We start from the raw sequence: 26,971 nt of genomic DNA, 5'->3' as shown, positions 1-26,971 counted from the left end.
TCAAAACAGGAGAAGGGGGCGGTGTCGCAACGGACAGGGATCAGGAACGGGCCGGTGTGAAAGCCTGCTCGGTGGCGACTGCGAGGTCGCCCTGGGCATCGACATCGGCCACCACGGCGCGGTGCGCGCCACGGCGCTTGGCCTCGGCCACGGCTTCGGTGGCGCGGTGCATGGCGTGGTCCATGGATTCCTGCTCCTGCACCTGGATGATCCCGACGCTCAGGCCGATCGCTTCCCGGCTGGAGCCGCGTTCGCGCTGCTTGTCGTCGATCAGGCGGGCCATGCGCGTGGCCACGTGCAGGGCGTCGTGCGGGGTGGTGTCGGGCAGCAGGGCGATGAACTGGTCGCCCCCCAGGCGGCCGACCAGGTCGCGGCCCCGCAGCATGGAGCGCGCCACGCCGGAGACCATGCGCAAGGCCGTGTCGCCCGCCGCGTGGCCGTGCACCTCGTTGAGGTGCTTGAAGCCGTCGATGTCAAACAGCATCAGCGCGCAGGCGCCGGGGGGCGACAGGCGCACCGTCTGCTGTGCCATCTCCTGGAAGTGGCGGCGGTTGGGCAGCTGCGTGAGCATGTCGAAATCGACCATCAGGCGCAGCTGGCGCTGGGATTCGCGCAGGTCCTGCTCGGTGCGCTCGTAGGTCAGCAGCAGGCCCATGTAGACGGCGAAGATCACGGCCACCGTGAGCGTGAGGCTCAGGAAGGGCTGTTGTACGAAGGTGCGGGTGTCGGCCACGGGGTGGCCCCACAGGCGCAGGCCTTCGATCAGCCGGGGGATCTGCACCCCCACACCCAGCACCATGAAGAGCAGAAAAGCCTTGAGGTGGGGGCTGTCACGCCATTCGCGGATGGACCACACCATCCACGAGGCGTAGGCGTAACCGGCGATGCTGGACATCGTGAACGAGGCCACGCGGCCGCCGGCGTCATCCGGGGCGTGCGACCACACCAGCAGCCACCACAGGAAGCCGCCGACCAGCACCACCTGATCGCCCCAGGGCGGTACGGGCAGCTCAGAGCGCACGTAGAAGCGCCGCAGGCCGACCAGCATGGTGATCGGCCACTGCAGCGCCAGCAGCACGGACAGGGCGAACATGGCTGGGTGCTCGTACCGGTACAGCGTGCAGACGGCGCCGGCCAGGTTCAGCCACTGCGCCCATACCCACCACCAGAAGCCCCGGTAGGTGCGCTGTGTCAGCCCCACGTAGGTCATGATGCTCGCGGCCGTGGCCATCACCACGATGGTGGTGAAGAACAGGGTGGGGGCGTGCAGGTTCTCCAGAACGGCCATGGGCTTGGGCGTGGTGGTCGAAAAGTGAGGGGCGAAGTCGAGCACAATCCGGACAACAGTCACTGTGCCCCTGATCGCACCGCGGTGGTTTCGCGATTATCCCGGGGGGCCGGGGCAGATCAAACCTGTTGTTTTTTGGAGCATGCACATCATGGCAATGGACGTCGTCGACTACGAGATCAAGGGCAGCGAGATGCAGTTCGTCGAGGTCGAGCTGGATCCGGGTGAAGCCGCCATCGGCGAGGCCGGCAGCATGATGTATATGGACAGCGGCATCGAGATGGACACGGTGTTCGGCGATGGCTCGCAGCAGCAGGGAGGCTTCTTCGGCAAATTGCTGGGGGCGGGCAAGCGGCTGATCACGGGTGAATCGCTGTTCACCACCGTCTACACCAACCAGGGCACCGGCAAGAAACGCGTGGCGTTTGCCGCCCCTTACCCGGGCAAGATCATCCCAATGGACCTGGCGCAACTGGGCGGCAGCCTGCTGTGCCAGAAGGATTCCTTCCTGTGCGCCGCGCGGGGCGTGTCGCTGGGCATCGGTTTCCAGCGCAAGCTGGGGGTGGGCTTCTTCGGCGGCGAGGGCTTCATCATGCAGAAGCTCGACGGCGATGGCCTGGCCTTCGTCCACGCTGGCGGCACCCTGCTGCGCCGTGACCTGAAGGCAGGCGAGAGTCTGCTGATCGACACCGGCTGCGTGGTGGCCTACACCCCCGGGGTGGATTTCGACATCCAGTACGTGGGCAAGATCAAGACGGCGCTGTTCGGCGGCGAGGGCATCTTCCTGGCCCGCCTGACCGGCCCGGGCACGATCTGGCTGCAGAGCCTGCCTTTCTCGCGCCTGGCCTCGCGCATCTTCGCGGCGGCGCCCCAGACAGGCGGCGGCGGGCGTGGCGAGGGCTCGCTCCTGCCCGGCGTGGCTGGCGCGGGCATCCTGGGCGGCATCATCGGCGGCGGCGACAGCGACTGATCCAGGGCAAATCCGGCGCTTGCCTGTCGGCACAAATCCCAGGTCGTGCGTTTGATCTGGGTCGGCTGCCGTGGCCGACGTGCCGCGTACACTGCGCGGTTCATCGCAGGTGATCCAATTGACTTCACGTGGCTTTCCCAAGGCGCCAGTGCGCCGGTCCTTCCTGTTGTCTGGCGCGCATTGGGCGCTGTCGGGTGTGGCCGCCTCGGCCTGGCCCTTGTCCACCGCCTGGGCCCAGGGCGCTTCGGCGCCGGTCTGGCCGCTGGCCAAGGCCGCCAAGCCGCCGATCTTCGTGCTCAATTCGCTCGATGCCAATGTGAGCGTGATCGATCCGGTCACCTTCAAGGAGGTCAAGCGGGTGCCCACGGGCAAGGAGCCTCATCACCTGTACCTCACACCTGACGAGAAGTCGCTGCTGGTGGCCAACGCCATGAGCGACACGATCACGCTGCTCGATCCGCGTACCGGCGATGTCCAGAAGGTGCTCACCGGCATCCTGGATCCCTACCACCTGCGCCTCTCGCCGGACATGAAGTGGTTCATCACGGCGGCCAACCGCCTGGACCACATCGACATCTACCGCGTGTCCTACGGGCAACCCGACGGCCTGGGCCTCACGCTGGCCAAGCGCATCGCCACCGGCAAGACGCCCAGCCACATCACCATTGACAGCCGCAGCACGGTGGCCTATGTGTCGATGCAGGACAGCGACGAGATGATCTCGATCGATCTGCTGACGCAGACGCCACGCTGGAAGGTGCCCACGGGCAAGATGCCGGCCGACGTCTTCCTGAGCTATGACGACCGCTTCCTGTTGCTGGGCCTGACGGGCGACAAGTTCGTCGAGGTCTATGACGTGCGTGGCCCCAAGCCCGCGCTGGTCAAGCGCATCGAGACAGGGGAGGGCGCTCATGCCTTCCGCGCTTGGGGTGACCGCCGGCATGTGCTGGTGAGCAACCGCGTGGCCAACACCATCAGCCGCATCGACCTGCAGACGCTGGCCGTGGTGGCCAACTACCCCGCACCGGGCGGTCCCGATTGCATGGAAATGATGGCCGACGGCAAGACCATCCTGACCACCTCGCGCTGGGCGCGCCGGCTCACCTTCATCGACACCGTAGAGGGCAGGGTGGTTCGCCAGGTCAGGGTGGGTCGATCCCCCCACGGGGTCTGGACACTGGATCATGCGCCGCGCTGAAGCCCTGAAGCGGGTGCTGCTGGCCGCGCTGATGCTGGTCAGCGCGCCCCTGATGGCGGCTCCCGGTGCAGCAGCGACTGCCGCCGAGATACCCGCAGCCGCCTGCAAGCGGCCCGTCTACCTCACCTTCGACACCGGCCACATGGGCGTGGCGCCGCTGGTGGCCGAGGTGCTGCAGCGCCAGCGGGTGCCTGTCACCTTCTTCCTGGCCAACGAGCGCACCCAGCCCGTGGGCGATCGCCCCGCCGGTGCCAGCCTGGACGATCACTGGGCCCCCTGGTGGAAGGCCATGGCCGCCCAGGGACACGACTTCGGTTCGCACACCTGGGATCACCTCGTGTGGCGCAAGGACACGCCGCAGGGCTTCACCTTCCGCCCGACGGCCGGCCCCCGCAATGGTCAATCGGTCAACCTGACAGCCGCGCAATACTGCGAAGAACTCAGCCGCAGCGCCCGCCGCTTCGAAGCCATGACCGGCCAGCCCATGCGGGCGCTGTTCCGCGCTCCGGGCGGCAAGACCTCGCCCAAGCTGCTGGCCGCCGCCAGCGCATGCGGCTGGCACCATGTGCCCTGGACATCCGCCGGCTTCCTGGGCGACGAACTGCCCAGCGACCGCTACCCCAATGACCACCTCCTGCGCCAGGCCCTGGCCCAGGTCCGCGAGGGCGACATCCTGCTGGCGCACCTGGGCATCTGGTCGCGCCAGGAACCTTGGGCGCCGGCCGTGCTCGAACCGCTGATCGTCGGGCTCAAGGCCAAGGGCCTGTGCTTCACCACCCTGCGCGACCACCCCGACTACCGTACCGTTGGCAAGGCCCCCTGAGGCCGCAGCAAGGAGATCAGCAGGCATGTGGGACACCTGGATGGCATGGCTGTCCGACCAGTTCGGGTTGGCGCAGCAAGCCTTGTTCGAGCACGTGGTGCAGCCCGTGCTGTTCGCCATGGGCTGGGGCAACCTGCTCGAAGACGCGTTCGACGCGACCGGCTGGCTGCTGGTGGGCCTCATCCAGCTGTTGGTGATGCTGCTGATCTTCTGGCCGCTGCAGCGCTTGCTGCCCGTCGAGGCCGTGACCGATCGACGCGCCGTGCGGGTCGACATCCTCTACACCTTGCTCCACCGCCTGGGCCTGTTCCGGGTGGCGCTGTTCTTCTCGATCGAGCCCGTGATCGATGGCGTCTTCGGCTGGGCCAGCGTGCAGGGCGTGAGCGGCATCCAGCTCGATGCCCTGGTGGCGCCCCTGTGGCCCGGCATCACGGACACGGCCTGGCTGGGCTTTGTGCTCTACCTGGTGGTGTTCGATTTCGTCGATTACTGGATCCACCGCGGCCAGCATGGGCTGAACCGCTGGTGGGCGCTGCATGCGCTGCACCACAGTCAGCGCCAGATGACCATGTGGAGCGACAACCGCAACCACGTGTTCGATGATCTGCTGCGCGACCTGATCATCGTGCTGGTGGCCCGGGCCATCGGCGTGCCGCCGGGGCAGTTCATTGCGGTGGTGGCCTTGACGCAACTGATCGAAAGCCTGTCGCACGCCAATGTGCGCATGAGCTTCGGCCCCTGGCTGCAACGCCTGGTGGTGGGGCCGCGCTTTCACCGGGTGCACCATGGCATCGCCATCGGGCATGAATCCAACGGCCCGCACTCCCTGGGGGGCTGCAACTTCGCGGTGCTGTTCCCGGTGTGGGACATCATCTTCCGCACGGCCGATTTCCACACGCCGGTGCAGCCCACCGGCATCCGCGACCAGTTGCCCGAGCACGGCGCGCGGGAGTACGGTCAGGGCTTCTGGGCCCAGCAGTGGCTGGGGCTCAAGCGCCTGGTGGGGCGGTGGTGAAGGGTTGATGACGCGCTGGTGAGGCGCATGCCTGCGCAGGTCAGCCGCTGCAAGCCTGTCCTGGCACCGGCACAGGTCATCCAGCCTTGGGTATGCTGGCAGGTCTGAAGACCACGGCCTCAAGCTCCCAAGATGCCCGCCACCACACCGACATCACCGCCTGACATCGCCAAACTGGCGCCGGCCTCCGTCGTGGACGCCGCCTGGCGCGCCATGCTGTACTGCCTGCACCCCCGGGTGATCTGGCTGTCCGTGCTGCCCTTGCTGCTCACCATGGTGTGCCTGGGCGGCCTGGCCTGGTGGGGGTGGACGGATGCCGTGGCCCAGATCCGGGTGTGGCTGGACACCTGGTCGCTCAGTCAGACCTTCCTGGATTGGCTCGATGGCCTGGGCGCCACGGGTTTCCGCGCCGTGCTGGCCCCCTTGCTGCTGGTGATCGTGACCGTGCCCGTGGTGGTGGTGATCTGCCTGCTGGTGGTGGCCACCATGATGACGCCGGCCATCGTCAAGCTGGTGGCCGAACGGCGTTTCCCAGCTCTGCAGGCCCAGCATGGCGGCACCTGGTACGGCTCGCTGGCCTTGTCTGCCGGTTCGGCTGTGGTGGCCCTGCTGGCGCTGTTCGTGTCACTGCCCCTGTGGTTCATCCCGCCGTTCGCGCTGGTGCTGCCGCCGCTGATCTGGGGCTGGCTCACCTACCGGGTGATGGCCTACGACACCCTGGCCGACCACGCCAGTGTCAAGGAGCGCCAGCAGCTCATGCGCGAGCGCCGCTCGGCCCTGCTGGCCATCGGCATCATCTCGGGCTACCTGGGGGCCGCGCCGGCCGCGCTGTGGGCCCTGGGGGCCTTCACCGTGATCCTGGCGCCCCTGATGCTGGTGATCTCCGTGTGGCTCTACACCATGGTGTTCGCCTTCTCCAGCCTGTGGTTCGCGCATTACCTGCTGGCGGCCCTGCAGCGCCAGCGTGCCCTGCAGGCCCAGGCCGTGGCGGATGTCCGTGAGCTGCGCCCCACCGCCGAAGCGCCCCAGGCACCCGCCCATGCCCCGGACAGCACCGTCATTGACGTGCCCGTGCGCGAAGTGCAGGGCCCGCCAGGCGCCATGCCCTCTCTGCCTTCAACCCCTTCCAGGCCGAATACCCCATGATCGGACTCATCATCGTCGGCGACGAAATCCTCAGCGGACGCCGGCAGGACAAGCACTTGGCCAAGTCCATCGAGCTGCTGGGTGAGCGGGGACTCAAAGTGAGCTGGGCGCGCTATGTGGGCGACGAGCCCGAGATGATCACCACGGCCATCCGCGATGCGCTCGCGAGCAACAACGTGGTGTTCTCCTTCGGCGGCATCGGCGCCACCCCGGATGACCACACCCGCGCGGCCGCAGGTCATGCCCTGGGGCGCCCGCTGGCCCTGCACCCGCAGGCGCACGAGCTGATCCTGGCCCGTTGCCGCGCTCTGGCCGAGCAGGAGGGCGAAGTGTTCGACCCGGAGTCGGCAGACACCCACCGCCGTCTGCAGATGGGCTTCTTCCCGGAAGGCGCCGACATCATCCCCAATCCCTACAACCAGATCCCGGGCTTCACGCTGGAGGGGCGCCTGCACTTCGTGCCCGGTTTTCCGGTGATGGCCTGGCCCATGATGGCCTGGGCGCTGGACACGCTGCACCGTGATCTGCACGGGCAGGACGTGGAGGCATCGCGTGCCGTGGTGGTCTATGGCGCGATCGAATCGCGCCTGACCCCCTTGATGCTCGACATCGAGGCCCGCTTTGCGGGCATCAAGGTGTTCAGCCTGCCCAGCGTGGACCATCCGGTGCATGGGCGCCACATCGAGTTGGGGGTGAAGGGCGCGCCAGAACAGACCGAACAAGCCTTTGCGGCCCTTGTTGCCGGCCTGGTCGATTTCGGTGCATTATTGGGCCCAGAAGTGGTGCGTAACGAATTTGCACAGACATGACGCACCATATGTGTGCGTATTGGGTGCATCACAGCCCTGGCGACGCCGCCGACGTTTCGTCATGCGACTTTCTGGCGCGTTGCGGTGCATCCGTTTTCCGGCCGTAAGCACTGTTTCATGGGCCTGAATTCGTCCTTGGTGCACCTGAACTGGCATTTTTCTCGCCCTGACAGTTTGACGCACCCCGGCAGGCGGCATGGTTTTCGCTATTACACTGCGCGCTGTTTCTGATCTGGAAACAGACAAAACACCCAATTCTTCTTGCACATACAAGCCTCTTGCTAGGAGCATCTGATGGCCAACAAGACCGTCGCCGACGTGATGAAGCTGGTGAAGGACAACGAAGTCAAGTTCGTTGATTTCCGTTTCACCGACACCCGCGGTAAAGAACAGCACGTGACCGTGCCTGTGTCCCACTTCGACGAAGACAAGTTCACCTCGGGCCACGCCTTTGACGGTTCGTCCATCGCCGGTTGGAAGGGCATCGAAGCCTCCGACATGCAGCTGATGCCCGACCCGACCACGGCCAACATCGACCCGTTCTTCGAAGAGCCCACTCTGATCCTGACCTGCGACGTCATCGATCCCACAGACGGCAAGGCCTATGAGCGCGATCCCCGCTCGCTGGCCAAGCGTGCTGAAGCCTATCTGAAGGCCTCCGGCCTGGGCGACACCGCCTACTTCGGCCCGGAACCCGAATTCTTCGTGTTCGACAGCGTCCGCTGGGGCAACGAGATGTCCGGCAGCTTCTTCAAGATCGAATCCGAAGAAGGCGCCTGGTCCACCAGCAAGGAATTCGAACACGGCAACTCCGGTTACCGTCCGACCGTCAAGGGCGGCTACTTCCCCGTGCCCCCCGTGGACAGCTTCCAGGACATGCGCTCGGAAATGAGCCTGATCCTCGAATCCGTCGGCATCCCCGTCGAAGTGCACCACCATGAAGTGGCGAACGCCGGCCAGATGGAAATCGGCACGCGTTTCAGCACCCTGACCCAGCGCGCTGACTGGCTGCAGTTGCAGAAGTACGTGATCACCAACGTGGCCCATGCCTACGGCAAGACCGCCACGTTCATGCCCAAGCCCATCGTTGGCGACAACGGTTCCGGCATGCACGTTCACCAGTCGATCTGGAAGGACGGCAAGAACCTGTTCGCCGGTGAAGGCTACGCTGGCCTGAGCGAATTTGCCCTGTACTACATCGGCGGCATCATCAAGCACGCCCGTGCCCTGAACGCCATCACCAACCCCGGTACGAACTCGTACAAGCGTCTGGTGCCTGGCTTCGAAGCCCCGGTGAAGCTGGCCTACTCGGCCAAGAACCGCTCGGCCTCGATCCGCATCCCGTACGTGGCCAACCCGAAGGGCCGCCGCATCGAAGCGCGCTTCCCGGATCCTTCCGCCAACCCGTACCTGGCCTTCTCGGCCCTGATGATGGCCGGTCTGGACGGCGTGGAAAACAAGATCCATCCGGGCGAAGCCGCCACGAAGGACCTGTACCACCTGCCGCCCGAAGAGGACAAGCTGGTCCCGACCGTCTGCCATAGCCTGGATCAGGCCCTGGAATACCTGGACAAGGACCGCGCGTTCCTGACCAAGGGTGGCGTGTTCACCGATGCGTACATCGACGCCTACATCGACCTGAAGATGCAGGAAGTCACGCGTTTCCGCATGGCCACGCACCCGGTCGAGTTCGACATGTACTACGCCCTGTGATTCCCCTCGGGATTCATTGAAGCGAAAAGGGACGGCGAAAGCCGTCCCTTTTTCATTGGCGGGTCAACGCTGGCGCCATTGGGCGCACGGGCCTGTCGACGCACCGCGCCACCGGCGCGTTGATGTGTAAAACACGCGGTCTCCCCGGCTTGGCGCAGGGGGGCTTGAGGGCATACTAGGCGCATGAAGCAAGGATCATCGATGAACCGTCTGGCGCTCCGGATCTGGCAAGGGGCTGCTCTTGCTGGGGTGCTGGCCTTCTCGCAGGCTCACGCACAGGACAAGCCTGTCTACCGCTGCCCTGGCAACCTCTACACCGATGCCCTGTCGGCCAAGGACGCCGCGGCCAAGGGATGCAAGACGCTGGAGGGCGCGCCCATCACCGTCATCCAGTCGCAGATGCCTCGTGGGGCGCCGCGTTCCACGGCTTCGTCTGGCGGCAGCGGCGGCGAAAAGGTCTCCTCGCAGGATCAGAAGGCCCGCGATGCCGATTCGCGCAACATCCTGGAGGCGGAACTTCGCAAGGAAGAGGAGGCTCTGGCCGCCCTCAAGAAGGAATACAAGAATGGCGAGCCGGATCGCCTTGGCGACGAACGCAACTACCAGAAGTACCTTGACCGGGTGGCCGCGATGAAGGCCGCCATCACGCGCAAGGAGGCGGATGTGGCCTCGATCAAGCGCGAGCTGTCCAAGCTGGGCGGCGCGAGCAGCGGTAGCAGTGGTGGTGGCGGCAATAGCAACAACAGCAGCAACGTGGGCATGCCGTCGACCTCCCGGCCGCAGTGATCATGGCCACCCGTACCCCCCCATTGCTCGGCCGCCAGCACAGCATCGCGCGCGGCGGTTCACGCGTTGATCCGACCGAGGTGCAGCACCTGCTGCCGGCAGGTGTCGAGGCCTTCGACCATCTGGCCACCATGGTGGCCGTGATCGAGCCCAACGGCCAGTGCCTGTTCGCCAACGTGGCTTTCGAGGAAGAGCTGGGCCTGTCACGGCGCAGCGTGCTGCGTGAGACCATCTTCGACTGGTTCGAGGAGCCGGCCCTGTTGCAGGACGTGGTTCGCGCCGTGTCCGCCAACGAATATGCCACCAGCCGCCTGGAGGCACGCCTCAAGCGCCATCCCAATGTGTTCTCCGACCCGCTGCCTGTTCAGGTGCTGGTCACGCGGATGGAGCACGACGATCTGGTCGTCATCGAACTGGTCGAGGTCGAGCAGCAGGCGCGCCAGGACCGCGAAGAGCGCGTGCAGGATCAGGTCCAGGCCAACAAGGAGCTGATTCGCAACCTGGCCCACGAGATCAAGAACCCCTTGGGGGGCATCCGGGGCTCGGCCCAGCTGCTGCAGATGGAGCTCGAATCCAAGGCGCTGACCGAATACACCCAGGTCATCATCCATGAGGCCGATCGTCTGCAGGCCCTGGTCGATCGCCTGCTGGCCCCGCACCGCCGCCCGCACCTGGTGGGCGATGTCAACATCCACGAGGTCTGCGAGCGGGTGCGCTCGCTGATCCTGGCCGAGTTTCCGCGCGGGCTGCAGGTCTGGCGTGACTACGACACCTCGCTGCCCGAGTTCCGTGGCGACCGCGAGCAGCTCATCCAGGCGCTGCTCAATATTGCACATAACGCAGCGCAGGCCCTGTCCGAGCGCGTGGCGCAGACCGGCGATGCGCTGATCACCTTGCGTACCCGTGTGGCCCGCCGTGTGACGATCAACCGCCAGTTGCACCGGCTGGCACTTGTCTTGCATATTGAGGACAACGGCCCGGGCATCCCGGAGTCCCTGCGAGATCGCATCTTCTACCCGCTGGTGTCGGGCCGTGAAGGCGGATCGGGCTTGGGGCTCACCCTGGCACAAACCTTCGTTCAACAGCACCACGGCACCATCGAATGCGAGAGCGAGCCCGGACGCACGGTCTTCCGAATCCTGATCCCCTTGCCATGAGCCAAGGCGGTGGACGGGTCCGAGCCGAGCGAGGGGCCCGCCCACCGGGTGCAACCATTCACAGGCCGGCATGAAACCCATCTGGATCGTTGACGACGACCAATCCATTCGCTTTGTGCTTGAAAAGGCGCTGGCCCGAGAAGACCTGCCGGTGCGCAGCTTCACCAACCCGCGGGACGTGCTCACGGCCCTGGACGACGATGAGCCCCAGGTGCTGGTCTCCGACATCCGCATGCCGGGTGGCTCGGGCATTGACCTGCTGAGCAAGGTCAAGGCACGCCTGCCGGGCCTGCCCGTCATCATCATGACGGCCTACTCCGATCTGGACAGCGCCGTGTCGGCCTTCCAGGGCGGGGCGTTCGAATACCTGCCCAAGCCGTTTGACCTGACCAAGGCGATCGAGCTGATCCGCCGCGCGGTCGATGAAAGCGTGCGCGAGGATGTGGCCGACGAGCGCCTGCAGCAGATGCCCGAGATGCTGGGCCAGGCGCCGGCCATGCAGGATGTCTTCCGTGCCATCGGCCGGCTGAGCCAGAGCAACGTCACCGTGCTCATCACGGGTGAATCGGGCGCCGGCAAGGAGTTGGTGGCCCATGCGCTGCACAAGCACAGCCCGCGTGCCAACGGCCCCTTCGTGGCGATCAACACGGCGGCAATCCCGAAAGACCTGCTGGAGTCCGAGCTGTTCGGCCATGAGCGCGGTGCCTTCACCGGTGCGCAGACCATGCGGCGCGGGCGCTTCGAGCAGGCCGATGGCGGCACGCTGTTCCTCGATGAAATCGGCGACATGCCGTTTGATCTGCAGACACGCCTGCTGCGCGTGCTGTCGGACGGGCAGTTCTACCGCGTGGGCGGCCACCACCCGCTCAAGGCCAACGTGCGCGTGATCGCGGCCACCCACCAGAACCTGGAAGACCGGGTGCGCCAGGGCGTGTTCCGGGAAGACTTGTTCCACCGCCTGAACGTGATCCGCCTGCGCCTGCCGCCGCTGCGCGAGCGCCGTGAAGATGTGCCAACCCTGGCGCGCTTTTTCATGCAAAAGAGCGCCAAGGAACTGGGCGTGGAAGCCAAGCGCATCTCCGAGAGCGCGCTGGCCCGCCTGATGGCGTTCGATTTCCCCGGCAACGTGCGCCAGTTGGAGAACATCTGCCACTGGCTGACCGTGATGGCGCCAGCGCAGGTGATCGAATCCAAGGATCTGCCGCCTGAGCTGATGGGCGTGGCGCCGCTGGCCAACGTGGCCGTTGCGCCGGAATCATCGGCTGCAGCAACGTCTGCCGTGACCATGCCGGCCAGCGCTGCACCTGCAGCACCATTGGCTTCGGGAGGCACCTACGCGCCGCCCGTGGCCGCACCCGTGCCTCAGGCATCCGGGTATGCGGCGCCGCTTGAGCAGCCACAGCCCGTGCAGGCGGCCTCTGATGGCTGGGGCAGGGCGCCCATGCCGCCGGCGATGCCCGTGCCAGCTACGCCACAGGCGGCCGCCCCGAACGGCTGGCTGGGCGACCTGGAGCGCGAGGCACGCACCCTGCTGGATGCAGGTCAGACCGATGTGTGGGATCAGCTCACTCGCCGTTTTGAAGCTTGCCTGATCCACACGGCGCTGGACCTGACCCGTGGCCGTCGCATCGAGGCCGCTCAGAAGCTGGGGATCGGTCGCAACACGATCACCCGCAAGATCCAGGAACTCGGTATCGACGACTGAGTTGTCCTGTCGGCCGAGGGCTCAGGGTCTTCCCCAGGGCTCGGCTGAAAGGGCTCAAGCTTTAGCGGCAATATGCCGCTAAAGCCCCCTGATTCCCTTGTTTTTCTTCCGCGAGATGGAAAAGCCTTCTGTCACGATGAGAAACGAGTGGACTTGGGGAATGTTCAATGTGGCCTCGACGCCGACAAGCTGATAACGGATCGCACTGGGTGGCTGCCACCCAGGACGGCGCCGTGCTGCGCGCGTTGCAGGTCACTTATGGCACCGACGACCGCCCGAGCCTGGCCTGGGTTCACAGCCAGGAGACTGCGGATTTCTCGCGGGGCTTGCGTGCGTTGGGACGCGTGCACCCTCTGCGCGGGGTGTCTCTCGCCGGTGTGTTGGGTCGAGCCCAGTACCGCCTGATCTCCACCGAACTGGATGAACTGCCCCGTGAGGAATGGGCCGGCGTCGTGCGCTGGCGGCTCAAGGAGCAGGTGGACTTCCCGGTGGACGATGCCATCGTGGATGTGCTGGGCGTGCCGCAGGACACACAGAACCGCAGCACGCAGTCGGCGATCGCCTTGCTGGAGCCGAGGGCCGAGGTTCAGGCCCTGGCCCTGGCCGTGGACGATGCGGGCCTGAACTGGAGCGCCATCGAAGTCCCGGAAACCGGGTTGCGCAACATCTGCGCCCTGGCGGAAACCCCGTCGCAGGCGCATGCCCTGATCGCCTTTGGCAGAGAGCACGCCCTGCTGGTGATCACCCTGGGCGGCGAGCTGGTGATGACCCGTACGATCGAGGTGGCCTCGGCCGCCCTGATGGGCAGTGAAGAGGCTCGCGGCGGTGCCGTGGGCCGGGCCGGTCTGGAAGTGCTGCGCACGCTCGACACCTTCGAGCGTACCCACAGCAAGGCCACCTTGTCCGGGTTGTCCGTAGCCCTGCCGGGCGGGGCGGCCAGCATGGCCGAGGTGTTGGCTGATCTGGTCTACGTGCCGGTCAAGCCGCTGGAGCTGGGGCAATTGCTGGATTGCTCTGCCCTGGGCGAGAGCCCCGAGCAGATCGAGGCGCTGGCCTCCCTGGAGAACCTGTGCCTGCTGGGCGCTGCCTTGCGCCCCTTGAGTCTGGCCAAGGGCTGCCAGCAGATCGACATGCGCGATCCCGAGCAGGCTCAGGGAGGCGCCATCGCCTGGGGCGCCCTGTGGGGCCTTCGCGGCTTGACTGCCGTGCTGCTGCTGGGGGGGGTGTCGGTGATCGGCATGTCGGTGGCGACCAAGCGCTTGGACAGCAGTGCATCGGCCTTTGAATCGCAGCTGGGCCCTCTGACTGCGGCCACGGCCTCTTTGCCGCCTCCGCCAGATCAGGGCGCCTTGGACCAGTTGCGCAAGGCCGAGGCCCTGCAGAAGCGATTGAGCGAGGCCCTGATCACCGCGACGGCCCAGTCGTCTGGCGGTTATTCGGAATACATGATGGCCTTGGGGCGCCAGACGCAGCCTGCCGTGTGGATCACCGGCCTGGATGTGCGTGACAACGGACGCAGGCTGGCGCTGTCGGGCCGGATGACTGATCCCGGCTTCCTGCCGGGCTACATCGCGCGCCTGGAGATCGAAGAGCGCTTCAAGGGCCGTCGCTTCAATCGCGTGGAGATCGGCTCGGTGAGCAGCGAGCTGGCGGGTGACCAGCAACTGAGCACCTTCTTTCTGAGTACGGACGACCTGGCCAAGACCGATGCCCAGGCAGCCAGCGGGCGCCCGAAGGAGGGCCAGCCATGACGGCCGCTGCACGAAAGAGCATCAACTGGGTGGCCTTGTGGAACCAGGGCCAGTTGCGCTGGCGGCGGGCACGCCGCTCGTTCGATGGGCGCGTGCTCAACGAGCGTCGGCTGCTGATCATTGCCGTCGTGGCGGGCCTGTGGTTCGTGGTTGACAGCCTGTGGATCACGCCTGGCTACAAGCAGTTGGCGGCCAGTCTGGCGCGCAAGAACCAGGCAGAGCAGGCCGTGCTGGCCCTGCAGGAGCGGCAACGCCTGCAACTGCAGGACATGGCCCGCGCACAAGCCGCGGTCAAGAGCGAGCTGCAGATCACGCGTGAACGCATGAGCCGCCAGCAGGAAGCCTTCGAGAAGGCGCGCCAGGTGCTGGTACCTGCGCGCGAGATGCGTGCCTTGCTGGAAGGCTTGCTGGGGGAGCAGAAATCGCTGCGCGTCACATCGATGAAGACCTTGCCGCGCGAAGCCATCCAACTGCCGCACGTGGATAGAACCGGGCAGGCCGCCGTGATCTATCGCCATGGGCTGGAGATCCGGGTAGTGGGCAGCTTCCATGACCTGCTGAACTGGCTGCGCAGTGTCGAGAGCATGCCTCGCAAGGTGATGTGGGACGAGATGTCGCTGGAGGCCGATGACCAGGCCGCGCTCACGCTGACCCTGAAAGTGCACACCTTGAGCAACGACCGAGAACCGCTGGAGATGCCGCCGTGACCAAACGCCTGTTGCTGCTGTGTCTGGGAAGCGCTGGCGCCTTGGCAGGAGCTTGGGCATGGGCGGACGTGATCGTGCTGCCGGACCCCACGCGACCGCCCAATGCCGTGCTGCGGGCTATGAACGCCAAGCAAGGGGGCGGGCAGCCTTCGATGGCTGCGGCTCCGGCCGCGCGGCCGGCATCTGCCGCTGCCAGTGGTGCTTCGGCGCCTGAACCTGCCAAACGTGTGCCTCGGCTCACGTCTGTGCGCTTGAGCGCTGAGCTCGGCAGCGTGGCCTTGCTCGATGGCCGCATGGTCGGGGTGGGGGACCGTGTTGGTGACAGCACGGTGGTTTCGATCGATGACGATGGTGTGGTGCTGCGTGGGGCCAAGGGTCTGCAGCGGCTGTCTCTCACACCGGCGGTCAGCAAGCGCTGGCCTGGCAAGGAATCTACCGCTTCGGGCGGCGGAAAGGAAACACGATGACATCCCTTCGTCGCGTGGCAGTGTGGGCGCTGGTGGCGTCCGCGGCATGGAGCGCCTGCCAGGTGCAGGCTTTCGGGTGGCGTGATTCCCGCAAGAGCGTCAATGCTCAGAGCAGCGAGGCAGAAGACAGTGCGCCCGAGCGTGCCTTGAACGAGACGATCGTGCTGGCTTCCGCGCAGGGACGCCCGGCTTCCGGCATGTCGGTGTCGCTGTCGATGCCGGCGCGCTACCTGGCCAGTGCCGAGCCGACGGCGTCTCCCGTCACACCTTCGGCCACGCCGTCGGCCAGAACCCTCGCTGCACCGGTCAACACGGCGCCAGCGAGCGGTGGGGGCCGCTTCGATCTGGTGGTCAGCAACGCGCCGGCATCGCAGGTGTTTCTGCAACTCGGTGCTGGTACGTCCTACAACATGCTCGTATCGCCGGAAGTGACGGGCCTGGTCTCTCTGTCTTTGCGTGGCACCACGGTGCCGGAGGCGCTGGAGGCGTTGAAAGAGCTGTATGGCTACGACTTCCGCATCGCATCGGGCAACCGGGTGTTCGTGTATTCGAACCAGGTGCAGACGCGCCTCTTCAAGATCAACTACCTGCCGGGGCGCCGCCAAGGCGCTTCCGAACTGAGCATTTCTTCGACATCGGCTGACAACAAAAGCACGGGTTCCACCATGTCCGGTGTTTCTTCGAGCACGTCGGGCAGCACCTCGAGCGGCGGGCGCAGCACCACCTCTTCGGTGCAGACGACCACGGACAACGACTTCTGGCGCGATGTGCGCACTTCCTTGACCTCTCTGGTGGGCGCTGCTGAAGGTCGCACGGTCACGCTCAATCCGGCCGCGGGCGTCATCGTGGTCAGGGCAACACCAGCCGAGTTGCGCCAAGTGGCTGATTACCTGCGTGCGGTACAACTCACCATCGAGCGCCAGGTGATGCTGGAAGCCAAGATCGTCGAGGTCAAGTTGTCGGACGGGGCGCAGACGGGTGTGAACTGGTCTCTGTTCAGGTCCTACAACAACAAGGGTGTCGGGACTTTCGGCATCTCACCCGGTACGTCATGGAGTCCTACGACGGGCGGGCGGACCTCGTACACCACCGATTCGGGCCAGATCACGCCCAGCCTGTCTTCGGCAGCGGTGTCTGCCTCTGCCAATGCGATCAGCAAGGGCTTCTATGGCCTGGCCTTCCAGACGGCCAGCTTCTCGGCACTCATGACCTTCCTGGAAAGCCAGGGCGAGGCCAGCGTGCTGTCCAGCCCCCGCATCGCTGCTTTGAACAATCAGAAGGCCGTGCTGAAAGTAGGGCGTGATGAAACCTTCGTGACGGAAGTGGCCAACACGACCACGAACAGCACGACGACATCGACCAGCGCCCCCACGGTCAGAACCAGCAACTTCTTCAGCGGCATTTCGCTGGACGTGACACCGCAGATCGACGACAACGGCGCGGTGATGCTGCATGTGCACCCAGCGATCAGCGTGGCATCGCAGAAGGATCTATCGGTCACCATCCAGGGTGAACCGACGAGCTTTCCAGGTGTGCAGGTGTCGATCAATGAGACCGACAGCATCGTCCGTGTGCGTGACGGCGAAATCGTTGCCATCGGTGGCTTGATGCAGCAGGAATCCAGCATGGACAGGGCAGGTGTTCCTGGGCTGAGCAGGGCGCCTGTGGTTGGCAGCCTGTTTGGCCAACGCTCACGGAGCACCAACAAGTATGAGCTGGTCATCCTGATCAAGCCCACGGTGATCGGCGAAGACGGTCGCGGCTGGAGCAGCGAAGAGCCGGTGAGCACCCTCTCGCCCGCCAAGCCTGCCGGCGCGGCACATCCGGAGCACTGAGATGCCACGCCCGCAGCGATTTCGACTGGGTGACCTGCTGGTGCAGGACCAGCTGATCACGGCCGATCAGCTCGAGTTCGCCCTGGGTGAACAAAAGCGCAGCGGCCGCAAGCTGGGCCGTGTGCTGATCGAGCATGGCTGGATCACGGAGGCGCAGATCGGCAAGGCGGTGGCCCGCCAGCTGCATGCGCCCTACATCGACCTGGCCCATTACCCACTGCGCCCGGAACTGGCCCAGTTGCTGCCCGAGGCGCATGCTCGGCGCATGCGTGCCATCGTGCTGGACGATCCGCCTTCCGGCCTGATGGTGGGCATGGCCGATCCGACCGACATCTACGCCTTCGACGAGATCGGCCGCCTGCTCAAGCGCAGCATCGACCTGGCCGTGGTGGCCGAAAGCCACCTGCTGGCGGCGCTGGACCGCGTCTACCACAGCACGCAGGAGATCGAAGGCCTGGCGCGTGAGCTGACCAGCGAACTGGCCGGTGTCGAAAGCGACCTGGGCGATCTGCTGGGCCTGGACACGTCCAGCAATGAAGACGCGCCCGTGGTGCGCCTGCTGTACTCGGTGTTCGAGCAGGCGCTGCGCCAGCGCGCTTCCGACATCCACATCGAGCCGCAGGAAAAGCAACTGCGCATCCGCTACCGCATCGACGGCGTGCTGCACGTGCAGACCGAGGCCGATGCCAAGATTGCGGGGGCCGTGGCCCTGCGCCTGAAGCTCATGTCCGGCCTGGATATCTCCGAGAAGCGCCTGCCGCAAGATGGCCGCTTTGCGGTGCGCTTGAAGGACGGCACGGTGGACGTGCGGATCTCGACCATGCCCGCGCAGTACGGTGAATCGGTGGTGATGCGCCTGCTCAGCCAGAGCGCCGGCATCCTCGATCTGGACCGGTTGCGCATGCCCCCGCCGATGCTCGATGCCCTGCGCGATGCGCTGGCCAAGCCCAGCGGCATGATCCTGGTCACCGGCCCCACCGGCAGCGGTAAGACCACCACGCTGTACGCCTCGCTCAATGCGCTGAACAGCCCCGAACGCAAGATCATCACTGTTGAAGACCCGGTCGAGTACCGCCTGCCCGGCCTGAACCAGGTGCAGGTGATGGAGAAGATCGACCTGGATTTCGAGCGTGTGCTGCGCTCCGCCCTGCGGCAGGATCCCGATGTGATCCTGGTGGGCGAAATGCGTGACAAGTCTACGGCCGAGATCGGCTTGCGTGCGGCCATGACGGGGCACTTGGTGCTCTCGACCCTGCACACCAACGATGCCGCCTCTACGCCAGCCCGCCTGATCGACATGGGGGTGCCGCGCTGGATGGTGGCGTTGTCTCTGCAACTGGTGGTGGCCCAGCGCCTGATCCGCACCTTGTGCAACAACTGCGCCGAGCCCACCGAGCCATCCCCTCAGGAGGAGGCCTGGCTGCGTGGCGTGATCGGCGCCGACGTGAACCTGAGCACCCTGCGCCGCGGCAAAGGTTGCCCAGATTGCAACCAGACCGGCTACAAGGGGCGTACGGGTGTCTACGAGTTCCTGCAGATGACCTTGCCGCTGATCGAGGCGCTGGGCTCCGACGACCACGCCACCTTCGCCCAGGCCGCGCGCCTGCAGATGGATGGCAACACGCTGCGCCGCGATGCCGCACGGCTGGTGCTGCAAGGCCGCACGACCGTGGATGAAGCCATGGGTGTGAGCGTCCAGATCGACGAGTGAGCCTGCTGCGATGAGCCGCTTCACCTACACCGCAAGATCGCCCCTGGGGGTGGTCCAAGGCGTGCAGGAGGCCGCATCGGCCTCCGCGGTGGCGGACATACTGGTCTCCAAGGGCCTGACGCCCTTGAACATCAAGCAGGATGGTGGTGGCGGCTCTGGTGGCGCAACGGCGCAGGCCAGCGGTGGCGGCCTCAGCGGGCCGGTGAACCTGGGGGGCTTGTTCGGCCCCAAGGTCACCACGATGGATCTGATGATCTTCACGCGCCAGCTCCACACCTTGCTCAAGGCTGGCGTGCCGATCCTGCGTGCGCTCTCCGGCCTGCACGACACGGCCACCAACCCGGCCATGAAGCAGACGCTGCTGGATTTGCGGCGAAGCCTGGAATCGGGGGTGGAGCTGTCATCGTCGATGGCGCTCAACCCCAAGGTGTTCGACAACTTCTACGTGTCGATGGTGAAGGTGGGCGAGTCTTCCGGCCGGCTTGACGAGGTGTTCCTGCGCCTGTTTCAGCACCTGGAGTTCGAGACCTTCATGCGCCAGCAGGTCAAGTCCGCGCTGCGCTACCCGACCTTCGTGATCATCGCGATGGTGGGTGCCATCGGTGTGATCAATGTCATGGTGATCCCGGCGTTCTCGGGCGTTTTCAGTGCGCTGGGGGCCGGCTTGCCGCTGCCCACCAAGATCCTGATCGCCACGTCCAACTTCACGATCAACCATGGTTGGTTGCTGCTGTTGATGGCTGTCGCGGGCTTCATGGCGTTTCGGATGTGGATCAAGACGCCTCAGGGGCGGATGATCTGGCACCGGGCTATTCTGAAGATGCCGCTGGTGGGGCCGATCGTGAGCAAGGCAGCGTTGGCGCGCTTCTCCAGAGCGTTTGCCTTGTCACTGCGCAGCGGCGTGCCGCTGGAGCGCGCGTTGACAGGCGTGGCTTACACGGCCGACAACGTCTTCATGAGTTCGCGCATCGAGGCTTTGCGGGATCATGTGACCCGCGGTGAGCCTTTGGCCCATGCTGCGGCGGCCGCGGGCATCTTCACGCCCATCGTGTTGCAGATGATCGCCATTGGCGAGGAAACCGGCATGGTCGATGACCTGCTGGAAGAGGTCGGCGAGCTGTATGGCAACGAGGTCGAATATGCGCTCAAGACCTTGTCGCAGCAGATTGAGCCCATCCTGATCATCTTCCTGGGGGTGGTGGTGCTGGTGCTGGCCCTGGGCGTGTTCCTGCCCATGTGGGATCTGGGCAGTGCGGCGATGCACAAGCAGTGAGCTCGCCATGAACAGAACAACACGACAACGCCCGGCACGGGGTTTCACCATGATCGAACTGATCGTGGTGATCGTGATCCTGGGCATTCTGGCGGCGATGGCCTTGCCCAAGTTGATCGACATGCGGGGTGATGCCAACACCACCGCCCTGAAGGGCGTGGCGGGCACGGCCACCAGCGCCATGATGGTCAATTACGCAGGCTGTGGCGGGACATCGCATGCGACCTCCGGCGACAGCGCGTTGCGTTGCAGGCAAGTGCGCTATTGCGACGATGTGTCCAGCCTGATGCAGGTCCCCATCGACACCAGCCAGTACTCCGTGGCCCATACCGATCTGGGGGCCGTGAATGGCACGACCGGTCTGTGTGACATCACCCAGGTCAGCACAGGCGACACCTTGCGCTTCGACGGCATCTCGGCTGGTAACCCGTGACACATTCAACGCCACTAAGGGTTAGCAAGGTCTAAAGCTTGGATCGCGGATGCCGAAAAATGTGCGAAAGATCGCGCCTTTTTGAAAAAACTGAACACGTCGCGACAAGTGCATCATCAACCGTCAACCACCACGAGGGGTATTCAGACATGAAACGCAAACAGACAGGCTTCACCATGATCGAACTGATCGTGGTCATCGTGATCCTTGGCATCCTGGCTGCCACGGCCTTGCCGAAGTTCATCGACATGAGTGGCAGCGCGAAAGACGCGGCGATCGCAGGTCTGGCGGGCACGGCCAACAGCGCGATGTCCATCAACTACGCCGGCTGTTCGGCCGTGGGCAATGTGGCCACTGCGGGCAAGTGTGAAACCGTGACGGATTGCCAGCACGTGTCGAAGCTGATCCAGGGCGCCCCCACCAACACGGTGGCTGCCGACTACACCGTGGCGTCTGTCTCCATCGGCGCTGGATTGGGCACCACGGCCGCGTGCACGATCACCTCGACCAAGGACGCCACCAAGACGGCCACGTTCACCGCGATCCGTACGGTGACACCTTGATCCTGACGGAGGCTGCTCTCGTGGGGGCAGCCTTCTGTCAAGGTCGGGCTGGCGGCTTTATGTGCTTGCAGCAGTGGCGGGGGTGATCATGAGGCTCTTTTCCTGGTTGATGCACCTGGGCGGCTTGCCGGCCCACCGACTCGCCTTGGGCGGCGCCCGCTGGTTGATGCCCGCTGCCTTGCTGTGCTTGATGACCGGCGCGTGGGCCGGTCTTTCTGTTTACACAACCTGGTCCAATCTGCCGCCGACGACGTCAGCCAATCAGCGCACCATCGATTTCAACGCCAATACGCTGGCCTCCGAGAAGGCCGCGGGCAAACTGGATTTCACGACATCCATCGGCTCTTCCGGCTTTCTGACATCGGGCGGCAGCATTTCGTATACGTCGTCCTCGTCGCTGACGGGCTTCTCCGGTAACGTGCTGAGCCTGACCTCGGGCACGACGAGCAATTCCACCTCGCTCACGATCACCTTCGCGACGCCAACGCCCTTTGTGGGCTTTCTGTGGGGTGTCGAGTTCAATGCAGAGAACTCGATGCAGGTGAATGTCACCTTGGAAGATGGCACGGTGGTCACGTTGAACAACTGTTCCAACGCGTCCAACAACCTGTGTGTGGCCAAGTACGTGTCGTCGAACTGGTTCACCAATATCTACAACTCGCTGCTGGGCTGGCTGCTGGGTGACTCCGTTACCTACTACCCCATTTACATGCAGTACGAGCCCGATGGCGCGGTCAAGAAGAAGATCACCAAGGTGCAGTTCCTGGTCAAGAACTGTGCCGGTTGCGGCTTCCTGTCAGGTAATACCTCGCAGGATCTGAAGATCGACTACATCACCTATGTGGATGCGTCGGTCAAGCCGCATCACCTGGAGGTGACCACCGGTGCTTCGAGCGCCACGGTCAATGCAGCCACCAACTTCACGGTCAAGGCTTGCGGGGATGCGTCGTGTTCGGTGCCGTATACCTCTGGTGTGACGGGCTCACTGACGATCTCAGGCGTGACCGCCACATCGACGAGCATTCTCTTTGCCATCGACCCCGGCCCTGCCAACAGTACCGTCGTGTCCGGCACGATGACCTCGGCGGGCACAGCCACCATTGCCCTGGCATCCCTGACACCGGCGCCATCGAACTCACCCGCGGTGTTCTGTGGGATGGGTGTGTCGGCTGCTTCAGGCAACAGTTGCAACCTCACGGTTGGAGCGGCAGCGCCGCACCACCTGGAGCTGATAACCACGACCACCAGCACGCTCAGTTGCCAGCCCGTGACGTTCACGATCAAGGCCTGTGCCGACGCTACGTGTTCGTCGCTCTACACGAAGGGCGTATCCGGCACCTTGTCGCTGGGGGGCGCCAGCACGGCTTTCAATATTCCCTCGAACAGCTCGCAGGTTGACCAGAGCATCTATTCTGGCGCTGTTGGCACTGTGGCAGCTTCGCTTGGAAGTCTGTCCGTGGCGCCTACCGACACGGCCAAACCCGTGTATTGCGGTATCAATGCCGACCCATCTAGCTCGGGCTCCTGCAACATTGCGGTCGAGACTTCAGGCTTTGTCATCACGGTGCCTGACCATGCAGCCGAGTCTGTGCAGACCATGAAAGTGCAGGCGCTCAGTGCCGGCAGCGACCCGAAGGTGTGTACTTCCGCATTCGGGCCAGGGGCTGTCAAAAGCGTGAACTTCAAGTGCAGCTATACCAACCCCAGCACCGGGGGGCTGCCTGTTCGGATTGGGGGCGTGGCCCTGAACGACTCTGGCAGTACTGGGGCCGCATGCGGTGCTGCGGGCAAGGCCGTGATGTTGGCCTTCGTGGGGACGGGCAATGATGCCGCTGCTACTGTCAACTTCCAGTACGCAGATGTGGGGCAGGTGCAGATCACGGCCAGCTACGCGGGCTCAGCCTCCGAGCCTGGACTGAGCCTCAGTGGTAGCAAGAACGTGATCGTGGTGCCGGCCTCCTTCGGCTTCTCGGGCGTGCCCGTCGGTCCGATCAAGGCGGGGAGCACATTCGGTGCCACAGTGACGGCCCGCAATGCACTCAACAATGCCACACCCAACTTCGGGCGGGAGATCACCCCGGCGAAGGTGGATGTGACGTTCACGCGCCGGCTGCCTGCAGGTCCAACCAGCAATGCGAGCCCCCTCGTCAGTGATGGCACTTTCACCGGCACATTGGGAGCGTTCAGCGCCGGCGCTGCCAGCAGCACCAACCTCAGTTGGAGCGAAGTTGGGGCGGGTGATCTGGTGGCAACGCTCCAGGGCGGCAGTTATCTAAGCTCATCGGCAGGGTTGGTGCCTACGGGGACCACGGCTTTGGTGGGCAGTCAAGGCGTGAACGGGACAGTGGGGCCATTCATTCCGGACAGGTTCAAAGTGGAGGCTGCCAACGCCTGTCCCTCTGGGGGGTTCACATTCAATGGGCAGCCGTTCAATGTGAAGGTGACGGCGTTGAACGTCGCAGGGGGTACCACCGTCAACCTTGGCCCCGGGCTGAGTTCTTCCCCGGTGCCCATCCCGGCTGTGGCCTTGGCGCCCTCCTACACTGTCAAACCTGACGCCACGTTGGCGGTTGCCAGCGGGGCTGCGGCTGGCAACCCCTCTTTGACCAACAGCAGTGTCGCGGGCACCAGCTTTGTGGATGGTGTGGGCAGTAGTTCGCAAGTGATCTACGACTTCAACAAGCTGACCCCGCCCACCACCATCGGGTTGAGCGCGACGGCATCGTTTGGCCCAGTGCTGTCGCCCGTACAGGTGACCACACTTGCGGCCAACAATGGCTCCGTGGTGTTGCGCAGTGGCCGCATCAAGATATCCAACGTGTTCGGCTCTGAAGGCAAGGACCTGAGGATGGAGGTGCAGTCCCAGTTCTGGTCGGCCAGCAAGGCCTGGGTGATCAATCCGCTGGACACCTGCACCAGCCTGCCTGTCCAGGCTATCGCGCTTTCTGGGTACCGGGACAACAAGGGCCAGCCCACCACCGCGTGGACCACCACGGCTACGCCTTCTGGAAACCTGGCCAACGGCACCGGCTGGATCACGTTCACCAAGCCTAGCCCCAAGGCCACTGGCAGTGTGGATGTGGCGCTGAATCTGGGCAATGATCTCAATCAGCCCGATGCCTCCTGCTTGGCCAGCCATGGCGGAACGGCGGCGTTCATGCCCTGGCTGCGTGCGCAGAACGGCAACTGTGCCGGCACGTTCGACCGAGACCCCTCTGCACGGGTCACTTTCGGCATCTACACCTCGCCGGAGTCCAAGAGAACCGTCCATGTCCGCGAGCTCTACTGAACGCGGCTTCACGATGGTTGAGTTGATCATCGTGATGATCCTGGTGGGGGTCATGGCCGCGTATGCCGTGCCGAAGTTCGCGGCCATGACGAACCTGAGCCAGGATGCATGGCGCGATCAGGTCAAGTCGGCGCTGCGCTATGCGCAAAAGGCCGCGGTGTCGCACCGTCGCCTGGTCTGCGTGGACATCAGCGGCGCCACGATCACGCTCCAGATCGCCAGCGTCAACGGCGCGACCAGTTGCAACACCCCGCTGGACGGGCCTGGTAATGCTGGTAGTTTCGGAGGCAGCCCGCCGGCTGGCATGTCGACGGCGGTGACGCCGTCCGGCACGATCTATTTCCAGCCCGATGGTCGTGCGACGTTGATGAACTCGGGTATCCACACCACCTCAGGGCGCACCGTCAGCATGACGGGGGTGCTGCCGTTGCAGTTGTTCGGAGAGACCGGGTATGTGCAGTAGCCGGCTAGGGCCGGGCCGCCAGTCGGGTTTCACGCTGATCGAGATGATCCTGGCAGTCGTCGTGATCGGCATCGGATTGGCTGGCCTGCTGATGGCCTTGAGCACCACGGTCAAGCGCAGTGCCGACCCGATCGTGATCAAGCAGTTGCTGGCCATTGCCGAGGAAATGATCGAAGAGATCGAGTTGAAGCCTTATACGGCCGAGGCCAATACGGCGCCAGTAGGCTGTGCACGAAACACCTACAACGATGTGCTCGACTACAACGGCTATGCGACCGCCAACAAGATCTGTGACATCGATGGGGGGCAGATCGCATCGCTCAACGGCTATTCGATCGTCGTAAAAGTGAAGTCCGACACGCTGGCCGGCGTGGGTGCCGCCTACAAGATCACGGTAACGGCCACACGTGGCACCAAGGATGCCATCACGCTGGTGTCATGGCGCACGGAGTATGCGCCGCCTCCTCCCGCTCCACCATGAAATCGACGACCCGTTCAGCAACGTTCGCCCGGGGCTTCACGATGATCGAGTTGATCATCGTGGTGGTGATCGGGGCCGTGATCGCGGTTACCGTGGGCTTGGTGGTGCGCCCTGCGGCCGATGCCTACCTGGATAACCGCGTGCGTGCCGATCTGAGTGATCAGGCTGATTCGGCCCTGCGCCGGATGCTGCGCGATATCCGTCAGTCCGTGCCCAACTCGATCCGCATGCCCAACTCGCAATGTTTCGAGCTGGTACCGACCAGCACTGGCGGGCGATACCGGATAGCGCCGGATCTGGACAACGATCAGAACGTGCCGTGCACGCCCTCCGCCACTTGTTCAGGACCACTGGACACGAGTGTGGCCACCACCGTGTTCGACACCCTGACCACGCTGAGCACGACACCCGCCGCGGGCGACTGGGTGGTGATCAACAACCAGAACACGTCGGATGTCTATGCGGGCAGCAACCGTGCCCAGATCAGCAACGTGGCCGCCTCGCCCCTGGCCACCCAGGGCGTCACGCGCATCACGATCAATTCGACCCAGTTCTCTCCAGGCTATGACGGCGGCCGTTTCCAGGTCGTGTCCAATGCGCAGCAAGCCGTGTTCTACGTGTGCAGTGGCGCCGATGGCTCGCTGGACGCCAGTGGCAATGGCAAGGGTGTCCTGTACCGTGTCAAGGGATATGGTTTCAATGCAGGGCAGCCAGCGGCCTGCCAGTCGACCAGTGGTGCCGATGTGGTTGCCAGCAATCTGACATCCTGTACCTTCATCTATGACCCGAACCAGGGGGCCACGCAGCAAAGCGGCTTCATGTGGTTGCAGCTCACCATGAGCCGCAACAAGGAGTCTGCCACCCTGGCCGTCGGTGCCCACGTGCTCAACACCCCATGAATACGCCACGCATCCCATTGAGACAGAAGGGGCTGGGTGCGCTGGCCGCCGTGATCGTGCTGGTCCTGCTGGCCGGCCTGGCCGCTGCCGTGGTCCGCATGGGCTGGACATCGCAGATGGGGGTCTCGATGGACGTGATGGGCGCGCGTGCCAGGCTTGCGGCCAATGCGGGCGCGGACTGGGGACTGTTCCAGGCCTTCCGGGGCGGCTGGCAGACGTGCACCAATGTGTCGCAGACACTGGACCTGCGAGCCGATACGGGGATGTTCGTGACGGTGACGTGCCGCTCCACCGTGTACAGCGAGGGGCAGGATGCCAATGGCGCCAACCAGAACATTCGCGTGTACAACATTTTTGCCGTAGCGTGTAATGGTTCCAGCGCTTGCCCGGACAACAGCCGCGTCGGCAGCAGCACCTACGTAGAGCGTGAACGCCTGGTGCAGGCCACCGACCGCTGAGCGCCAAGCGTGACGCCCTTAACAATTCGGG

24 protein-coding genes are annotated in these 26,971 nt (G+C 64.7%); 23 read left to right on the top strand and 1 reads right to left on the bottom strand.

Going from position 1 to position 26,971, the window contains the following annotated elements; genetic code table 11:
- Positions 1 to 40: 40 nt before the first annotated feature.
- Positions 41 to 1,288, bottom strand: coding sequence for a GGDEF domain-containing protein (locus WAQ08_RS21395; protein WP_422194581.1), 1,248 nt, complete (start codon positions 1,286 to 1,288; stop codon positions 41 to 43).
- Between the two features lie 151 nt (positions 1,289 to 1,439).
- Here WAQ08_RS21395 and WAQ08_RS21390 point away from each other — a divergent pair, with 151 nt between their 5' ends.
- From WAQ08_RS21390 to WAQ08_RS21280, 23 genes are all read left to right on the top strand, one after another.
- A complete protein-coding gene (locus WAQ08_RS21390) occupies positions 1,440 to 2,258 on the top strand; it encodes a TIGR00266 family protein (RefSeq protein WP_422194580.1) in 819 nt (272 codons plus the stop codon).
- Positions 2,259 to 2,475: 217 nt separating this feature from the next.
- A complete protein-coding gene (locus tag WAQ08_RS21385) occupies positions 2,476 to 3,456 on the top strand; it encodes a YncE family protein (RefSeq protein ID WP_422194626.1) in 981 nt (326 codons plus the stop codon).
- Positions 3,443 to 4,279 (top strand): polysaccharide deacetylase family protein, encoded by an 837-nt coding sequence (locus WAQ08_RS21380; RefSeq protein ID WP_422194579.1) that lies wholly within the window; start codon positions 3,443 to 3,445, stop codon positions 4,277 to 4,279. The genes WAQ08_RS21385 and WAQ08_RS21380 overlap by 14 nt, the downstream gene beginning before the upstream one ends.
- Positions 4,280 to 4,319: 40 nt before the next feature.
- Complete coding sequence (locus WAQ08_RS21375; RefSeq protein ID WP_422194624.1) at positions 4,320 to 5,294, top strand: sterol desaturase family protein; 975 nt, start codon at positions 4,320 to 4,322, stop codon at positions 5,292 to 5,294.
- A gap of 132 nt (positions 5,295 to 5,426) precedes the next feature.
- Positions 5,427 to 6,440 (top strand): EI24 domain-containing protein, encoded by a 1,014-nt coding sequence (locus WAQ08_RS21370; protein WP_422194577.1) that lies wholly within the window; start codon positions 5,427 to 5,429, stop codon positions 6,438 to 6,440.
- Positions 6,437 to 7,249, top strand: a complete 813-nt coding sequence (locus WAQ08_RS21365; protein WP_422194575.1) for a competence/damage-inducible protein A — start codon at positions 6,437 to 6,439, stop codon at positions 7,247 to 7,249. The genes WAQ08_RS21370 and WAQ08_RS21365 overlap by 4 nt, the downstream gene beginning before the upstream one ends.
- 294 nt (positions 7,250 to 7,543) lie before the next feature.
- Positions 7,544 to 8,962 (top strand): type I glutamate--ammonia ligase, encoded by a 1,419-nt coding sequence (gene glnA / locus WAQ08_RS21360; protein ID WP_422194574.1) that lies wholly within the window; start codon positions 7,544 to 7,546, stop codon positions 8,960 to 8,962.
- 201 nt (positions 8,963 to 9,163) lie between these two features.
- Complete coding sequence (locus WAQ08_RS21355; RefSeq protein WP_422194572.1) at positions 9,164 to 9,748, top strand: hypothetical protein; 585 nt, start codon at positions 9,164 to 9,166, stop codon at positions 9,746 to 9,748.
- A gap of 2 nt (positions 9,749 to 9,750) precedes the next feature.
- Positions 9,751 to 10,905 carry a nitrogen regulation protein NR(II) gene (gene glnL, locus WAQ08_RS21350; protein ID WP_422194570.1) on the top strand — a complete coding sequence of 385 codons (1,155 nt, stop codon included), beginning with the start codon at positions 9,751 to 9,753 and terminating at the stop codon, positions 10,903 to 10,905.
- A 70-nt stretch (positions 10,906 to 10,975) separates the two neighbouring features.
- On the top strand, positions 10,976 to 12,610 hold the full coding sequence (ntrC, locus tag WAQ08_RS21345; protein ID WP_422194568.1) for a nitrogen regulation protein NR(I): 1,635 nt from the start codon (positions 10,976 to 10,978) through the stop codon (positions 12,608 to 12,610).
- 209 nt (positions 12,611 to 12,819) lie between these two features.
- Positions 12,820 to 14,361 (top strand): hypothetical protein, encoded by a 1,542-nt coding sequence (locus WAQ08_RS21340; RefSeq protein WP_422194567.1) that lies wholly within the window; start codon positions 12,820 to 12,822, stop codon positions 14,359 to 14,361.
- On the top strand, positions 14,358 to 15,068 hold the full coding sequence (gene pilO, locus WAQ08_RS21335; RefSeq protein ID WP_422194565.1) for a type 4a pilus biogenesis protein PilO: 711 nt from the start codon (positions 14,358 to 14,360) through the stop codon (positions 15,066 to 15,068). The genes WAQ08_RS21340 and pilO overlap by 4 nt, the downstream gene beginning before the upstream one ends.
- The gene (locus WAQ08_RS21330; protein ID WP_422194563.1) at positions 15,065 to 15,535 is read left to right on the top strand and encodes a hypothetical protein; all 471 of its coding nucleotides are present in this window, start codon (positions 15,065 to 15,067) and stop codon (positions 15,533 to 15,535) included. The genes pilO and WAQ08_RS21330 overlap by 4 nt, the downstream gene beginning before the upstream one ends.
- On the top strand, positions 15,532 to 17,370 hold the full coding sequence (gene mshL / locus WAQ08_RS21325; RefSeq protein ID WP_422194561.1) for a pilus (MSHA type) biogenesis protein MshL: 1,839 nt from the start codon (positions 15,532 to 15,534) through the stop codon (positions 17,368 to 17,370). Before WAQ08_RS21330 ends, mshL begins: the two co-directional genes overlap by 4 nt.
- 1 nt (position 17,371) lies before the next feature.
- Positions 17,372 to 19,081 (top strand): GspE/PulE family protein, encoded by a 1,710-nt coding sequence (locus WAQ08_RS21320; protein ID WP_422194559.1) that lies wholly within the window; start codon positions 17,372 to 17,374, stop codon positions 19,079 to 19,081.
- A gap of 10 nt (positions 19,082 to 19,091) precedes the next feature.
- A complete protein-coding gene (locus tag WAQ08_RS21315) occupies positions 19,092 to 20,354 on the top strand; it encodes a type II secretion system F family protein (RefSeq protein ID WP_422194557.1) in 1,263 nt (420 codons plus the stop codon).
- A 7-nt stretch (positions 20,355 to 20,361) separates the two neighbouring features.
- Positions 20,362 to 20,787, top strand: a complete 426-nt coding sequence (locus WAQ08_RS21310; protein ID WP_422194555.1) for a type II secretion system protein — start codon at positions 20,362 to 20,364, stop codon at positions 20,785 to 20,787.
- 149 nt (positions 20,788 to 20,936) lie between these two features.
- Positions 20,937 to 21,350: a type II secretion system protein gene (locus tag WAQ08_RS21305; protein WP_422194553.1), complete on the top strand. Its 414-nt coding sequence runs from the start codon at positions 20,937 to 20,939 to the stop codon at positions 21,348 to 21,350.
- 88 nt (positions 21,351 to 21,438) lie between these two features.
- Positions 21,439 to 24,639 carry a DUF6701 domain-containing protein gene (locus WAQ08_RS21300; protein ID WP_422194551.1) on the top strand — a complete coding sequence of 1,067 codons (3,201 nt, stop codon included), beginning with the start codon at positions 21,439 to 21,441 and terminating at the stop codon, positions 24,637 to 24,639.
- The gene (locus tag WAQ08_RS21295) at positions 24,620 to 25,102 is read left to right on the top strand and encodes a pilus assembly FimT family protein (protein ID WP_422194548.1); all 483 of its coding nucleotides are present in this window, start codon (positions 24,620 to 24,622) and stop codon (positions 25,100 to 25,102) included. Before WAQ08_RS21300 ends, WAQ08_RS21295 begins: the two co-directional genes overlap by 20 nt.
- Complete coding sequence (locus WAQ08_RS21290) at positions 25,092 to 25,583, top strand: type II secretion system protein (RefSeq protein ID WP_422194546.1); 492 nt, start codon at positions 25,092 to 25,094, stop codon at positions 25,581 to 25,583. Before WAQ08_RS21295 ends, WAQ08_RS21290 begins: the two co-directional genes overlap by 11 nt.
- A complete protein-coding gene (locus tag WAQ08_RS21285; protein ID WP_422194544.1) occupies positions 25,580 to 26,482 on the top strand; it encodes a prepilin-type N-terminal cleavage/methylation domain-containing protein in 903 nt (300 codons plus the stop codon). Before WAQ08_RS21290 ends, WAQ08_RS21285 begins: the two co-directional genes overlap by 4 nt.
- The gene (locus tag WAQ08_RS21280) at positions 26,479 to 26,940 is read left to right on the top strand and encodes an MSHA biogenesis protein MshP (RefSeq protein WP_422194542.1); all 462 of its coding nucleotides are present in this window, start codon (positions 26,479 to 26,481) and stop codon (positions 26,938 to 26,940) included. The genes WAQ08_RS21285 and WAQ08_RS21280 overlap by 4 nt, the downstream gene beginning before the upstream one ends.
- Positions 26,941 to 26,971: the final 31 nt, after the last annotated feature.

Origin of the sequence: Aquabacterium sp., assembly GCF_049274795.1 — a bacterium.
GTDB lineage: Bacteria > Pseudomonadota > Gammaproteobacteria > Burkholderiales > Burkholderiaceae_C > Aquabacterium.
Note: the sequence above shows the minus strand (reverse complement) of the source record. Positions and strands in the feature narration are given on the sequence as shown.